At 38.3% G+C, this 15,388-nt stretch carries 14 protein-coding genes; 4 read left to right on the top strand and 10 right to left on the bottom strand.

Features of this window, described 5'->3' with window-relative positions; all coding sequences use genetic code 11:
* Nucleotides 1-483 precede the first annotated feature (483 nt).
* The 3 genes from O2Q26_RS15910 to O2Q26_RS15900 all read right to left on the bottom strand — a co-directional run bounded on the left by O2Q26_RS15910 (nt 484) and on the right by O2Q26_RS15900 (nt 3,520).
* Nucleotides 484-1,413: a glycine betaine ABC transporter substrate-binding protein gene (locus O2Q26_RS15910; RefSeq protein WP_289216824.1), complete on the bottom strand. Its 930-nt coding sequence runs from the start codon at nt 1,411-1,413 to the stop codon at nt 484-486.
* Between the two features lie 69 nt (nt 1,414-1,482).
* Nucleotides 1,483-2,334 (bottom strand): ABC transporter permease, encoded by an 852-nt coding sequence (locus O2Q26_RS15905; protein ID WP_289216823.1) that lies wholly within the window; start codon nt 2,332-2,334, stop codon nt 1,483-1,485.
* Nucleotides 2,318-3,520 carry a quaternary amine ABC transporter ATP-binding protein gene (locus tag O2Q26_RS15900; protein WP_289216822.1) on the bottom strand — a complete coding sequence of 401 codons (1,203 nt, stop codon included), beginning with the start codon at nt 3,518-3,520 and terminating at the stop codon, nt 2,318-2,320. The genes O2Q26_RS15905 and O2Q26_RS15900 overlap by 17 nt, the downstream gene beginning before the upstream one ends.
* A gap of 634 nt (nt 3,521-4,154) precedes the next feature.
* On the opposite strand from O2Q26_RS15900, the gene O2Q26_RS15895 reads away from it, so the two are divergent.
* From O2Q26_RS15895 to O2Q26_RS15885, 3 genes are all read left to right on the top strand, one after another.
* Entirely contained in the window at nt 4,155-4,730 is a 576-nt protein-coding gene (locus O2Q26_RS15895) for an HTH-type transcriptional regulator Hpr (protein WP_289216821.1), read from the top strand.
* Nucleotides 4,731-5,083: 353 nt separating this feature from the next.
* A complete protein-coding gene (locus O2Q26_RS15890; RefSeq protein WP_289216820.1) occupies nt 5,084-5,632 on the top strand; it encodes a DUF3267 domain-containing protein in 549 nt (182 codons plus the stop codon).
* Between the two features lie 132 nt (nt 5,633-5,764).
* Nucleotides 5,765-5,947: a hypothetical protein gene (locus O2Q26_RS15885; RefSeq protein WP_253937249.1), complete on the top strand. Its 183-nt coding sequence runs from the start codon at nt 5,765-5,767 to the stop codon at nt 5,945-5,947.
* A 41-nt stretch (nt 5,948-5,988) separates the two neighbouring features.
* On the opposite strand, the gene O2Q26_RS15880 is transcribed toward O2Q26_RS15885, so the two are convergent.
* Nucleotides 5,989-6,072: a YjcZ family sporulation protein gene (locus O2Q26_RS15880; protein WP_244713881.1), complete on the bottom strand. Its 84-nt coding sequence runs from the start codon at nt 6,070-6,072 to the stop codon at nt 5,989-5,991.
* Nucleotides 6,073-6,355: 283 nt separating this feature from the next.
* On the opposite strand from O2Q26_RS15880, the gene O2Q26_RS15875 reads away from it, so the two are divergent.
* Entirely contained in the window at nt 6,356-7,270 is a 915-nt protein-coding gene (locus O2Q26_RS15875; RefSeq protein ID WP_289216819.1) for a peptidylprolyl isomerase, read from the top strand.
* Between the two features lie 36 nt (nt 7,271-7,306).
* Here O2Q26_RS15875 and O2Q26_RS15870 read toward each other — a convergent pair whose 3' ends face one another.
* From O2Q26_RS15870 to O2Q26_RS15845, 6 genes are all read right to left on the bottom strand, one after another.
* Nucleotides 7,307-7,510, bottom strand: coding sequence for a sporulation YhaL family protein (locus O2Q26_RS15870; protein WP_390216267.1), 204 nt, complete (start codon nt 7,508-7,510; stop codon nt 7,307-7,309).
* Nucleotides 7,511-7,576: 66 nt separating this feature from the next.
* Nucleotides 7,577-8,521 carry a 3'-5' exoribonuclease YhaM gene (gene yhaM / locus O2Q26_RS15865; protein WP_289216818.1) on the bottom strand — a complete coding sequence of 315 codons (945 nt, stop codon included), beginning with the start codon at nt 8,519-8,521 and terminating at the stop codon, nt 7,577-7,579.
* Between the two features lie 42 nt (nt 8,522-8,563).
* Nucleotides 8,564-11,443: an ATP-binding protein gene (locus O2Q26_RS15860; protein ID WP_289216817.1), complete on the bottom strand. Its 2,880-nt coding sequence runs from the start codon at nt 11,441-11,443 to the stop codon at nt 8,564-8,566.
* A complete protein-coding gene (locus tag O2Q26_RS15855; RefSeq protein WP_289216816.1) occupies nt 11,440-12,684 on the bottom strand; it encodes a metallophosphoesterase family protein in 1,245 nt (414 codons plus the stop codon). The genes O2Q26_RS15860 and O2Q26_RS15855 overlap by 4 nt, the downstream gene beginning before the upstream one ends.
* Before the next feature lie 477 nt (nt 12,685-13,161).
* Entirely contained in the window at nt 13,162-14,424 is a 1,263-nt protein-coding gene (locus O2Q26_RS15850; protein WP_289216815.1) for an ABC transporter permease, read from the bottom strand.
* A complete protein-coding gene (locus tag O2Q26_RS15845; protein ID WP_289216814.1) occupies nt 14,417-15,316 on the bottom strand; it encodes an ABC transporter ATP-binding protein in 900 nt (299 codons plus the stop codon). The genes O2Q26_RS15850 and O2Q26_RS15845 overlap by 8 nt, the downstream gene beginning before the upstream one ends.
* Between the last annotated feature and the right edge of the window lie 72 nt (nt 15,317-15,388).

The raw sequence follows: 15,388 nt of genomic DNA, 5'->3' as shown, positions 1-15,388 counted from the left end.
TTCGAGAAGTACATATATAGTGAAGGGCGGCGGGGAATGGGGAGACTCCTGTGGGAAGAGAGTGCTTGGTGAGATCCCGCAGGACGGGACGTCCGAGGAAGCTCACCGCGCTCCCACGGAAAGCGAGTCATTCCCCGCCTCCCTGATCCACTCACCAAATGTCTCGAAATCAAGTCTTCCACTATCCTGCCCGTTTGTTTAAGAAAATTCTGCGCATTCACCTTTTCTGGTTCTAAAATTTAAAAAGTAATTTCTGCAATTGAAAATGTATAACAAAATAGCTGCATACATGAAGTTATATATCCTTACTAATAACTTCTATTCAGCAAAGCTCAACTAGAAAAGCTGAAAAAATTATTATCCCATCAAAAAATGTCTAACAAATAATTTGTTAGACATTTCAACTACACTTTTTTAGTTTACGTCAGGAAACGGATTCCTTAATTAAAAAAGCCCGTCTTTAAAGACGGGCTTTTAGATATATTAATTATCCGGCTGAAGATCTTCGATTGAATCTACATCCATATAATCAGGTACAACTAACCCTACTTTAGCACCTTCTAAATTAGCACCTAGGTCCACGAGAGAATCTTTATGTTGCTCAAATTGATCTCCGTGAGTTGCCGGCAGCCATGCAGCTACCATACCATCACTATCTCCAGTAGCAACAGTTTCCCACATTGGTCCGTTATCTAGAGGAGTAATAGTTACGTCAAATCCTTGCTCTTTCATCACTTCTGCTACTACGTTAGTAGAAGCTATTTCAGAATCCCAGCTTACAAATACAAGTTCAATTTCGTTTCCGTCCACTTCTTCCGTACCATCCGTCCACTCATTTACAGCCTCTTCGTTATCTGCAATCCAGTTCTGAGCAGCTTCTTGCGGTTCAGCGCCACCATTGATATCTAACATAACCTCTTCCATATCCTCGGCAGTCCAGCTGAATTGATCAAGAATCTGATAAGCATCCGGCTCTTCATCTTCTAAACCTTCTCGTACCATTGTACGAATCTCTTCAGCTTCACCAAAAACACCCTCAGGATCTTCTAAATATTTTAAATCATATTCAGCAAACTTCCAGTGAGGCGTCCAGCCAGTAACAATGATTGGTTCTTCACTGTCGATCGCTTCACCTAGTTCAGTTGCCATTGCACCTGAAGAAGACGTTGTTACTTCCCAGCCTTCTAGGCTATCATATGTTTCTACTGCATCTTCAGCACCCGCTACTACGCCTGCGCCAGCTTCAATGCCAGTAATTGAGTAACCTAATTCTTCACCGTAATTAGTTTCTCCACTATCTCCGCTTTCACCTTCATCTGAACTTCCTTCATCAGACGAGCCACAACCTGCAGCTACTAGTGTAAGTGAAAGTCCAGCAGTAATACCAAGACGTTTCCAGTCTAGCTTTAACATAAATAACCTCTCCCCTTTTAATATTTTCTTTTTATTGTAGAAGAGCTGCATCAGCTCTTAACAAACCTCTTATGATTGATCGCCACGCTGTGTATTTAAATTTTGCGTGAAACGGTCAATAATGATCGCCAGTATAACGATGCCGAGACCTGCAACGAAGCCTGTACCAACATCAGCACGCTGTAACCCAGTAATAACAGTTTGCCCAAGTCCTTTTGCTCCAATCATAGATGCAATAACAACCATAGAAAGGGCAAGCATTACTGTCTGGTTAATCCCAGCCATGATCGTCTTTTTCGCCATAGGCAATTGTACTTTAAATAATTTCTGGGCACCGGTTGTTCCGAATGCATCAGATGCTTCAATCAGTTCATGGGAAACTTGTCTGATTCCTAAGTTCGTAAATCGAACTGTTGGCGGTGTTGCAAAGATTACCGATGCAAAAACACCTGGAACCATACCGATACTGAAGAAGGCAACAGCAGGTATCAAGTAAACAAAAGCAGGCATTGTCTGCATAAAGTCCAGTACTGGAGTCAATAAGGTTTCGACAACTTTATTTTTAGCCATCCAAATTCCAAAAGGGACTCCGATAATAACCGAAATCAAGCTTGCGAAGATAACGAGTGTAAATGTGTTCATTAATTCTTCCCATAATTCTTGGTTCTGGATAAACCAAAGTCCGAAAATAACAAAGACCGGCAACCCTATCCGCTTTTTAGAAACAAAGAAAGCTAGAACAGCTACGACCGCAATAAATAACCAAATAGGAATTTGCATTAATAAACTTTCAGCAAAAAATTCTATAAAATCGCCGAAATCATTTTTAACAAAGTCAAATAAAAACTCAAATGTGTCTGTTAGCCAATCTGTAGCATCTGAAATCCATTCTGCTACCGGCAATTTAGGAATCAATTCCATTAATGTTCACCTCGTTTCCTGCTAATGCTGCAATTACAGCTCCCCGCACAATTATTCCCACTAATTTCTCATCTTCCATGACCGCAATAGGTACAGCTGTGTCATGAATGATGTTAAATATCTCATGCATAGAAGTAGTTTTATCTACTTTTGGAACCTCAGTTCTCAAAATATCCTTTAAATCCTTCACTTCTTCTTTAGTAGCTTCTGAAACATCATCAGCTGTTACATATCCATATAATCTTCTTTTAGCATCAGTTACATATATACTGGATAATCCTTCTTTTCTCATTCTTTCTAAAGCAGTTCTAGGACCGTGCTTTTCAATATCAACTGTTTCAGGCCGCTTCATGATATTTTCAGCTGTAAGGACTTTTGAGCGGTCTACATCCTGGACAAATTTTTCAACGTAATCATTAGCCGGGTTGACTAAGATTTCTTCAGGAGTCCCAATCTGCACGATTCGTCCATCTTTCATTAGAGCGATCCTATCACCGATTCGTAAAGCTTCATCCAAATCGTGTGTAATAAATAAAATTGTTTTCTTCATTGATTCTTGAAGCTCTAATAATTCATCCTGCATTTCTTTACGAATTAATGGATCTAACGCAGAGAATGCCTCATCCATTAGCAGAACTTCAGGATCATTTGCTAAAGCACGTGCTAATCCAACACGCTGCTGCATTCCCCCTGAGAGCTGCCCAGGATATTGATTGACATAATCCCCCAATCCAACTAACTCTAGAGATTTTTGTGCTTTTTTCTTACGTTCTTCCTTGTCCATCCCTTGGACTTCCAAGCCGAATTCAGCATTTTCTAGCACTGTACGGTGTGGAAATAACCCAAAACGCTGAAAGACCATACTTAATTTTTCACGGCGTACCTCTCTTAAGCTTTTAGAGTCCATAGTAGCCAAGTCTTTTCCATCAATAAGTACACTGCCTTCGGTTGGTTCGATTAATCGATTGACTAATCGAACGAGTGTGGACTTACCACTTCCGGAGAGACCCATAATTACGAATATTTCTCCCTCTTCTACATCGAAAGAAGCACGATTGACTCCGACAGTATTTCCGGTTTTCTTTAAAATTTCATCTTTTGATAAACCTTCATCCAAAAGTCTCGTGGCTTTTTTACTATTTTTACCAAAAATTTTAGATAAATTCTTTACTTGAACGACTGGCACTTGTCTCACCCCTTCTATAAACTAGTTAATTTATATCATTTTTGATTACTTTATATACTGTAACCTAAATGTAACATAAGTTTCAAACTATATAGTCTGATTTTACAGCTCCAATGGGACTAACAGCTTCAGTTTAAAGCCATAAAGAACCCATAATCACAACTTTCCTTTGATTTTCATTGATTCTTAGTTTGTCTTAACTTTTCGCTTCAATTCCTTTTAAGTATATCGATAAATCATATAATACTTATGATTGCTTAATGTAAGAACTTTGATGTTAAATTCAAATTATGAAAACAGAAAAATATCTTTAAGTTCAGAACGAGCGTAAACTATTGAAGGGAGTGTCTTTACTGTACAACCACAAGAAATAATTGTTGATTATCACTGTCAAGGAATAAAAAAGCTGTCCGTTAACAGTCTTCATGATGACCTTTCACAACAATTTTCAGCGTCTGATTAAGATTGGATTATTTTTCAAATATAATTTAAAAGCACATTACACCTTGTAAAAATTCAAATAACTAATACAATGATAAGTAAGAATAATTTTTCGAGGAGCACATCATTTCTTTTATGGGTTGAACTCAACTGATTAGGCATAATAAATTTACCCCAAGAGAAGGTGAGATGCATGAAAGATAAAATCTCCAAGCAAGATGCCATTTTCTATAGTCATAAAATGGCACAATTATCAAAAGCACTTTGGAAAGCAATAGAAAAAGACTGGCAGGAATGGATTAAGCCGTTTAAGTTGAACATAAATGAACATCATATTTTGTGGATCGCTTACCACTTAAGAGGCGCTACAATATCAGAAATATCCAGATATGGTGTCATGCACGTATCAACTGCCTTTAATTTTTCAAAAAAGTTAGAGGAACGTGGACTTCTTCAATTCTCTAAGCGCGAAAATGACAAACGTAATACGTATATTGAATTAACGTCAAAAGGCACTGATTTGTTAGAGGATACACTAAATGAGTATGACCCTAACAACAATTCCGTTTTACGTGGTGTTCTTCCTATGACAGAGATGTATGGCAAACTTCCTGAATTCCAAGATTTATCTGCTCTCATTAAAGAGATATATGGCGATGAATATATGGAAATTCTTGAGCGCTCCCTCGAGAATATTGAAGACGATGATAACATATCAGATAAGACCACACGTATCGAAGCTTACAAAGAGCAATCTAAATCATCTTAAATAACGCTAACGCTCATTTCTTTAAAAGGAATGGGTGTTTTTTTATGTAATAACGGGCATTAAAATATCAAAACAGGTATTGATCAATCGAGGAACCATTTTGTGAAATAAATCTTACTCCAAATAAGCATTATTCGACAATATTTTCTTTCTTATTTTACTTTAACAAACCCTATTTCAATGCACTTTCAACTGCTATTTAAAACTCTAAATATTTTTTTAAGAAAAACCTATTGCTTTTTCTCCTAAAACATACTATTATTCGTCTTGTGCTCTTAAGAAAACCCAAACTTATCGTACTCGATATTCAATTAAAATTCACATAAATATATATAGCAAAGGGGGATTCTAAGATGAATTGCTGGAAATCAGTAAACATCAATAAAGAATTCGGTCTTAACCGCGTTTACCTTATGTCATTTTTGACGGGTCTCATGTCATTTCTAGTTTTATATTTACCTTTTTCCATCATGCATAGTGCTCAAGACATAAGGGATCACGGGTTTATACCATTGTTGATCATCTTATTCTTTCTCCCTTCCATTCACAGACTTATGCATTTATTGCCTTTGATCCTTTTATACAAACGGGTCAGAGTGAATTTCAAAGTAAACAATAGATTTACACCAACTTTTTCGTATCAGTGTAAAAATAAACTTTCAAAACAAACATCTATCATCATGGCATTGGCGCCAACTTTCTTCATTACTATGCCGGCGCTTGTTATGGCTTATGCTTTTCCAGGTTATTTTGCCTATCTAGTGATTTTCGCTTCTGTAAATATCGGTCTTTCTTTCAGCGATTTTTTATATTTGAACCAATTTGTCCGAGCACCTAGAAAATGCTTAATAGAAAATGCAAAAGAGGGCTATGATATACTCGTAAGGAATCAAGAAATTTAGTTATCAGTCAAAAATATAAACAGTGCTCCTAAAAATCCGGGAGCACTGTTTTTCTATGAGGGTTTCTTCTGTTCAACAGATGATTTATTTGATAGAGTAGTTTCATAGGGAATAAAGGAGGTTTTTACAATCATACCAATTCTGTTTGTCATCTACGGACTAATTGTTTTATTCATATTTAATTCTCTTACACATTCCTTATGTATTAAAACTAAAATGTCTAATGAAAAACAATCCAAAGTATTCCGCACCATCAATATTTTAATAACGATCTTGCTAATTACTTCCTATGTAGATGTTATCAACCATATGTAGGTGACAGGCTATGCTTACATAGCCTGTTTTTTCATGTCCAATTACAGCCAAGCTGCACCTACGATAATGAGTAGAATAAACAACACGACGATTAAAGCGAAACCTCCACCATATCCGTAACTCATAACTTCACCCCCATGCTTAAGACATAACACATCATATGCCGCCATTGAAAAAACTGAATGGGCATCAACCTATCCTTTTTCCTATTTTTTTAGTACATCTAGAACTTGTAAGACAAAATATGTTATATTAGTTTATGGACTTTCAGTTAACTTGCTATAAGAGTATACTTTCTTCAAATTTACTGGGTAGTTGGATAAACTGCCGCTTTCTTACTTAGGTATAGACAAAGTGAGTGTGAAAATCCCATAGAAATTACAACATGTCTGAGGAGTGTACGAGAAAATGAGAAAAAGAATTGTGACCACCCTACTTGCTGCAGGTATACTAACACTATCTGCTTGTTCTTCAGAAGGAGATTCCGAAGCTGTAGTAGAGACGAGCGGTGGAGAAATTACTAAAGAAGAATTTTATGAAGAATTAAAGAAAACTTCCGGTGAGCAAGTTTTGCAGCAGCTCGTCATGAATGAAGTACTAGGTGAAAACTATGAAATTTCTGATGAAGAAGTTGAAAAAGAACTTGAAGGCCTTAAAGAACAATATGGCGACCAATTCGATATGGTCCTTCAACAAAGCGGTTTTGCTGATGAAGATGAATTTAAAGAAACAATCCGTTTAAGCTTGCTGCAGGAACAAGCAGCTGCTGAAAACGTTGATATTACAGAAGAAGAAATGAAAGCATATTATGAACGTATGAAAAACGAAGTGGAAGCGAGTCACATTTTAGTCGAAGATGAAGAAACAGCAAATGAAGTGAAAGACAAGTTAGATAATGGGGAAAGCTTCGAAGATTTAGCCAGTGAATACTCTACAGACGGTTCAGCTGAGCAAGGTGGAGAATTAGGCTTTTTCGGACCTGGAGCGATGGATCCTGACTTTGAAGACGCTGCATACGGGTTAGAAGTAGACCAAGTCTCCGACCCTGTACAAACACAATTTGGTTATCACATCATTAAAGTCACTGATAAACGCGAAGTGGAAGATGTGGAATCATATGAGGACTCTAAAGATGAAATCAAACGGACTCTAGTTAGTCAAAAAGTTGATCAAGAAGAATTACAGGCTCAATTGGATCAATTGATGGAAGAAGCTGAAATTGATGTGAAAATTGAAGAGTACGAAGATCTATTTGAACAACCTGAAGTCGAAGAACCAGTTGAAGAAGAACCTGCTGACGAAGAAGAATCGACAGAAGAATAATTTATTACAAATAGAAGCAAGGTAGACAGCGTATGTCTACCTTGCTTTTTGTCTTAGGTCTGTTGTGTTTTTGCGTTTTTCTTTCTCTTCTTCAATACGGGTCAAATATACTTTACCTTCTTTTTCTATAAACTGTTGTTCTATCTGCTGTTCGGCCCTCATCGCACGGTACGCCATATAGCCACTTAGAAATATGAATAAAATACATACGAACACCCAAATTGGAAGTCCAAAGATCATGTTTATCCTCCTTGTCCACTTCTTTACAATTAGTTTATGAACAAGGTTTATAGCATATGCCTCAAATTAATTTTCAAAGGTTGGTTTATAAAAGGAACGTTGATCCAAAGCATAAATTCTGTCCGTAAATTCTCCTGGAGCGACCTTGCTCAAGGATCGGTTCAGCATATTCATCTGCGCATCTATCATATCGATGTGATGGAGAAGCTCGGCTTCCCGAATGAGTGGCGGCTTAGGGCTCCCCCATTCTGCTTTACCATGGTGGCTTAATACCATATGCTGCAGAATCGTCACTTCTTCACCTTCGATTTGAAGTTCCTGAGCTGCTGCTTGAACCTCCTCCACCATAATTGTAATGTGACCTATTAATTTACCCTCTAATGTGTAAGCTGGAGAAGCAGCATTCGATAATTCCTTCAGTTTACCAAGATCATGAAGGATCACGCCTGCATATAACAAATCCTGATTGATCTCAGGGTACAATTTTTTTAACTGTTGAGCAATATTCAACATGGAGACGATATGGTGGGCTAACCCTGATACGTATTCATGGTGATTCCTTACGGCTGCCGGGTATATGAGCAGTTCTTCCTGATACTTTTTCACAAGATGGCGAGTGATCCTTTGAATATTTGGATTTTTCATCTCAAAAATCGCTTCAGTTATTCTCTCCATCAAATCTTCTTTCTCTACTGGCGCTTTTTCAATAAAATCTGATATTTGGACCCCGTCTGTTGGCTGGACTGGACGTATGCTCTGAATTTTCAGCTGAGGACGGTTTCGGAATTGCCCCACTTCCCCTTGTACTTTCACAAGCTCCCCTTGCTGAAAAAGTTCTTCATCCTCTTTCGTTGCTTCCCAAAGCTTTGAATCAATTTCCCCGGTAGTGTCTTTCAGCAATAAAGATAAGAATGCTTTCCCGTTACTTGCTACACCTTTACTTGAAGTTTTTATAAATAAAAAGTAGTCAAACGTATCTCCAATCTGATAATTGGCAATTCCTTTTTTCATATACTTCCCCTCCTCTGTGTAAAAAAGTATGGTTTATTTTTATTAACTCTCAAGAGGCAGGTGAAAAGTTTCCGTCCTATTCTCTTCCAGACGATTCCCTATATCACCACGCCAGGTGAATAGAAACACTTGGGTTCCTCGTGAGAGTTCACTTAAGATCTCCAGCATAACTGACAGGCGGGCTTCATCAAAATTCACAAATGCGTCATCCACTATAAATGGAACTTTCAGCTCTTCCGATAATGTTTGAGCCAAAGCCAGACGTAAAGAAACATAAAGCTGATCAGCAGTCCCTCTTGAAAGTTCCTCAGTAGAATATTGAAAACCTCCATAATCCTCTACTATTATGCGGCTTTCATCACGCTCTACAGACAAAGAAACATATTTACCTAACGTCAACCTGTTAAAATGACTCTGAGCTGCAAGAAGGACACGCGGTAAATATTGGTTTTGATACATTTCTTTGGTGCGTTCCAGAACTTCTGACGCAATTTTGTAAGCCGCCCATTCTTTTGCATGTTCATTAAATTGAGACCGATCAAATTCATATTGATGATTTAATAACGATAATTGATCAGATCCTTCTAATTGTTTCATTTGAAAGTGTAAATCAGCCTTTTCTTGCTGTATTTCTTTTTGATTTTTCAACAGGCGGTCAATCTCCTGTTCTTTTTCTTGAAGCTGAAAATTGAGCTGGGCTTCATTAGGTAACGTTGACCAGATTTCAAAGTCCCTCTGTTCTTTCTCATTTAGCATCAGTTTGATTTGATCCCGCACATTATTAAACCTTTTCTGTTTATACTTAAGTTGTTCATACGACTCAAGCTTTTCGTAAAATTGATCGACGTTTATAGAGGCAGACGCTTCTAAAAGCTTCTGTTTATCTTCGAATAGCGGAGCAATTTCCTGTTTAATCCTTTCCGACTGCTTGTTCAGCAGATAAATTTCCTGATTTAATTGTTCATTATTTTCTCTTACGTTCATTTGCGAATGAAAAAAATCTCTGATCCCTATCAATTTTTCACTGACAGTTTGGTCTGAGTCGTCCCATTTCATCTGTTCAGAAAACTTGTGAACATCGTCTTCTATATTTTTTATCTGTGCATCTAACTCTATTGTTTCATTGGACCTTTCTTCGATAACTTTCTGTTTATCTTTTACCCTTTTCAAGAGATGATAAAGCTTTTCCCAGTGAAGCATTTTTAATGATTTCAGAAAAGGATAGCTCCTGTATTGTTCATTTACCAAGTGATTGAAACGTTCTTTTCTGTTAAGTAAGGTACGGGATTGTTCATCTAAACGCAGTTCCTTCTGTACTATTTCCTTTAGGTGCTCACTTAAATATGCAAGCTCCCCTTTAGTTTGTTCGTACAATTGAAGCTGCTGCTTAGCATGCATATAATTGTCTTTGCTGACCTGTACGGATTGTAAACTCTCTTTAGAAGAAGAGTCTTTTTTGACAAAAATTATTCCTGCACTTATTAATAAAGCAATTCCTATCGGCCAGAAACTTGAAGTCATATAAGAAATGATGATTCCGCTTAATATAATAAGTCCAAACAAATATGCAGATGTTCTGTCTTGAGGGGCATTGGTGTTCTTATTGGTATTAGAATGAATATAAAAATCAATAAGTTCAGAGTTCGCTGCCGCTTCTTCATCACTGATTGTCTGTTCATTTAAATCATTGATTTGCTGCTCTGTTTGCTTCTTTTGTAATTGAAGAGAATTTTTCTCTTCTTCCAGCTGTTTTTCCTCCTGTACAATGATTTGTTCCTGTTCACGCAGTCCCCGCCAAGTTTCCTCAACGTAAAAAGGAAATTCATACTCGTATAAACGTTCTTCTTCAATAGGAATGTCTAAATCGTCAAGTTCATGTTTCATTTCAGTTCTGTTTTGCTCCAGCTGTTTTTTTAACCTATTCCTATCATGGACGGCTTGTTCATACGTACTGATTTTACTTATTAAACGCCGCACTTCTTTCTCTTCAAACTCTTGTTCATTCTTTTGATTAAATTGCAAACGTTCTTTTTTGTCCTTAAGATCAGCCTCTACCCTCGAATGCTCATTTTCCAAAGGCAGGAGGTTTTCCTGCAGATGACGCATTTTGCTGCCGGCATCTTCAGGGAAGGACATCAAAGAACCTGGTTCTCCCGTAACATTTAGCTCATGATACTCCTGGATAACCGGAATAGCTTTATTAATTTGAACAAGAGTATAATAATCACTTCTTGCTTCGTTCACTTGGTGCTCAAGCTCCACGATTTCATTCTCAAGGTGATCAATTTTTTCAACAACTTTTCTGTAGTCTCCCACTTCCTGCATAATATCTGATTGCTTCTTCTCCAGCTTTTCGAGACGCTGTAATTCTTGATTAAGGAAAGGGTTCCGGCCTTTTTGCTTGAACAGATCATCTAATCTTTTTTCTAATGTTTTTTTTGTATGATAAATTTGATCAGACCCAGTCAACCCTACATTTAAGAGTACTTCTCCAAGTTCTTCCCCGGTGACCTGATGCAAACCACTTAAATCTTCAGCATTAAAGCTGTAGATCGATTGATACACAGCTTTAGACATCCCACCAATCAACTGCTTAAGGAATTCTTCTTCATACTCTTCTCCATCGACCAGCCGGCAAATAGCCTGGGATTGACGACGATCACTTATTCTTTCAATTGTGATCTCCCCATATTCAGGTGTTTCAACAACGAGTCTGCCTCCAATCGATCCGCCCGTCTTCGGCTGGTAAAACTCTCTTTTTTTTGGAGGCAGACCAAATAAAATAAATAATAAAAATTGCTGAATAGTAGATTTGCCTGCCTCATTGTTTCCTGATATGATCGCCATCTTTTGTTCGCCAAGGTTCAGAGAATAATTTTTCCATTTTCCGAAGGCGAAAATATGGAAGGAGTTGATTTTCATAAGCCACTTTCCCTTCCACTATATAATTGCTGCATCACTAGCTGTTTGGCAGCTTCCTTAATTTCTTCACGTTCACCTTCTGTTATCTCTTCCAACTGTTTTCCTGCACGCCGATGTTTATATAAAGGTGCAATAGCAGCTTCCCATTCTCGGTTGCTAAGGCTGTCCAGGTTATTCAAAAACTCTCCAGCAAACTGCGAACTGGCTTTCAACTCCTGTTCATCCCACGCGGGTTCGTCCTCGATGAAAATCTGGTCAATCCATACCCACCCATATTCCAAGTTCTCTCTTTCATTTACAAGGTCTATCCATTCCGATAATATCCCTTCAGATTTCCATTTCATAAGCCTGCCTTCGTCACCTTTTAATGTAACTGTTAATAACACTGGCTGCTCAGACTTAACAGACTGCTTTGCCTGTTCAAGCAAATGTTCTATGGCCTCTGGATACTCAATATTATAGGCAGCCTGACTTACTTCTTCATATGCGAAACTATGAAGGGGAACAAACGTATTATCGAATTGAGTGCCCCTCCATTCCACTACGTAACAGCCCTTTTCTCCGCTCTCCTTCCTCGACCGACCCTGAATGTTTCCTGAATAAAAAACAGGAGGATGTACAGAAAGCTGCTGCCGCTTATGAATATGGCCCAGTCCCCAATAATCCATTCCTTGTTCCAACAGGTCGTTAAGAGAAAATGGTGCATATACATCATGCTCCGTTTGAGTTTCTAAACTTCCGTGAAGCATAGCAATATGAAAATCCGGCTCACCCGTTTTTTTAAACTCACGAACTTTCTTATCATGTACAGCCCTTCTTTTATAGCTGAAGCCATAAATATTAGCCACATGATCCCCATCACGCCAGTAAGGAAAAGAGGTAACTTCTTCCTCCATAAAAATATGTACGTTTGCAGGGTAAGTGATCGGATAATGAGCTCCCTCAATGAAATCATGATTTCCATAGCTCACGTATACTTGAATGTTATGAAGATGCAATCGCTCAAAACCTTCCCTCAGCTTAACCTGAGCCTTTAAGCTCCTCGTTTCTTCATTGAATAAATCTCCAACTAAAATAACAAAATCCACCTGATAATGAACCGCTTCATCTACCAGGCGTTCAAAAGCTTCAAAAGTAGAAGCCCTAATCTGTTCCTTCAAACGATCTGGGAGATGACTTTTACTCTTAAAAGGACTATCCAAATGTAAATCTGCGCTATGTATAAAACGTAAACCCGCCATAAAATACCTCCCACGATTTTTATTCTAGTTTAGCAAACAAAAAGTACGAATGCACGTTCGAAGTAAGAAAAGCGGAAGCGAGTGTTCAGGACCGTACGCATAAGCAAAACGACGGAGTGAAGTGTTCTTCCTTCACACAGTCGGATTGCTTATGGCGATAGGTCCTACGAGCTGCAGCTGGACACTAGAAAAGCGGAAGCGAGTGTTCAGGACCGTACGCATAAGCAAAACGACGTAGTGAAGTGTTCTTCCTTCACACAGTCGGATTGCTTATGGCGATAGGTCCTACGAGCTGCAGCTGGACACTAGAAAAGCGAAAGCGAGTGTTCAGGACAATACACATAAGCAAAATGACAGAGTGAAGCGGTCTTCAAAGAGTATGTAAATCCACCAAAACGCTATGACGTGGGTATTCATGAACAATATATCTTTCTCAATTAAAAACCCCACTTTCAATTAGAAAGTGAGGGTCCATTATTAATTCTCCTTTTTAGATAGTTGAAATGCTCTTTTGACATCTTTTAAGGATGTAGATTTGCCGTACATTAGAACCCCGCCTTTATATACCCGAGCTCCTATCATTGCCAATACTACGATAGCGGCTACGAGAAAGCCTACAGATAAAATGACTTCCCACAGCGGTATATCAAGCATACCTACCCTTAAGAACATGATGAGCGGTGAGAAGAATGGTATATAGGATGTTACCGTAATGAACGTAGAGTCAGGTGCATTTAAACCGAACACGGAGATAAAAAAGGCGATAATAATCAGATAGACCATTGGTGATATCATCTGCTGGGCGTCCTCTAACCGACTGACCAGCGAGCCTAATGTTGCAGCCAAAGTGGCATACAATAAATATCCTAAAATAAAAAATAATATGCCGTAAGCAATCACACTTAACTGAATGTCTCCTAGTCCAAATTCATTCAGAAAAGACCCTTCTCCTGAATTCTGCTGGACTCCTATATACCCTACTCCAAGAATCAATGAAAACTGTAAAAGCCCGAGCAGAGCAATGCCTGTTATTTTAGCAAACATTTGTGAAACAGGCGAGACGCTGGAAATGAGGATTTCCATAACACGGCTAGATTTTTCCGTTGCAACTTCGGTAGCTATCATGCTTCCATAAAGCATGACTGATAGGTATAGCAAAAATAGCATAACGTAGACCAATCCACGGGTCTGTGCCATTTCCTCTGATGATTTAGCGCCGCTTTCTTCTCCCACAAAAACAGTTTCGAATGGAATAGGAGTGTTAATCGCTTGCAATGTTGCCTCGTCAACTTCAGCTTCTTCGGCGGCAATCGCTACTTTTACTTGCTGTAAACTTTGCTGCATCATTTCCGCTTCTGCAAGAGATGAGTCTTCTCCTGTGTATTGAGTGGCAACAGGCAACCCATCTTCTCCAGAATCAAGGGATATGGCCGAATCGTAGGTGCCTTCTTCGACAGATTCCCTTGCTTCATCTGAATTAACTTCATTGACTTCTACTGAAAGCCCCTCTTGGCTCGATAAAGTTTCTCCGAGAAGTATAGCCCAGCTTTCTTCATCACTTACAACAGCTATTTCAGAAGTACCCGCACCCTCTTCTTCATCATCGAACATCTCAATGATAGTCTGAATATTTGTTATTAAAAAAATCAGAGCTAGTGTAACGAGAGTAGTGATAAAAAAAGATTTCGATTTAACCCGAGACTTAAATGTTTGCCCTACCATTATAAAAAACTTATTCATAGGAATCCCCCACCTTCTCAATAAAGATGTCGTTCAATGATGGTTCTTCCAAATCAAATGTGCGAATAAAACCTTTTCCGTGAAGCTCGGTGAGGATGGTTTGGGATATATGTTCATTTTCCACTTGTAACTCGCAACTGTCTCCTAAACTTTTATATTTTGTCACACCTGGAAGGTCTTTAAGAAATGCTAAATCAAAATCAGCGCGGACTCTTACATTTTTCTTACCGAACGAGCGCTTAATATCCTTCAGCTTGCCATGGACGACCGGTTTTCCATGATGAAGAATGCATAAATGCTCGCAAAGTTCTTCTACATGCTCCATTCTATGGGATGAAAAAACGATTGAAGTGCCCGCCTCTTTTAATTCAACTACAGCTTCCTTCAGCATTTCTACATTGACTGGGTCCAAGCCGGAAAATGGTTCATCTAGAATAAGTAATTTTGGTTTGTGAAGGACGGCAGAGATGAATTGAATTTTCTGCTGGTTCCCTTTAGACAAGTCCTCTACTTTTTTTGATTTATAGTCTGGTACTTTAAACTTTTCAAGCCATTGCTCAAGCTCATGGATTGCTTCCTTACTATTCATTCCTCTTAAACGAGCTAAATAGACGAGCTGGTCCTGTACCTTCATTTTAGGATACAACCCTCTCTCTTCAGGTAAATATCCAATCAGGTGACTTTTATCGTAACCGATCCCACTTTCGTTCCATGTTATATCCCCTCCACTTTGTTGAATAAGACCCAGGATCATACGAAATGTAGTAGTTTTACCTGCACCATTAGCCCCAAGAAAACCAAATATTTGTTTTTCTGGAATTTCTAAAGAAAGATGATCGACAGCTGTAAAGGAGCCGAACTTTTTCGTAACATTATGTAATTTCAAAGTCATCAACTATTCCCCCTTTTTCCAATTATACATACGGATTCATTTTGGTTTTGTTTCATTTATTTTGATAATTTA

It is taken from the genome of Halobacillus campisalis (genome assembly GCF_030345335.1).
GTDB classification, from domain to species: Bacteria; Bacillota; Bacilli; order Bacillales; family Halobacillaceae; genus Halobacillus_A; species Halobacillus_A campisalis.
The sequence above is the reverse complement of the archived record's forward strand: the minus strand, read 5'-3'. Positions and strand labels throughout refer to the sequence as shown.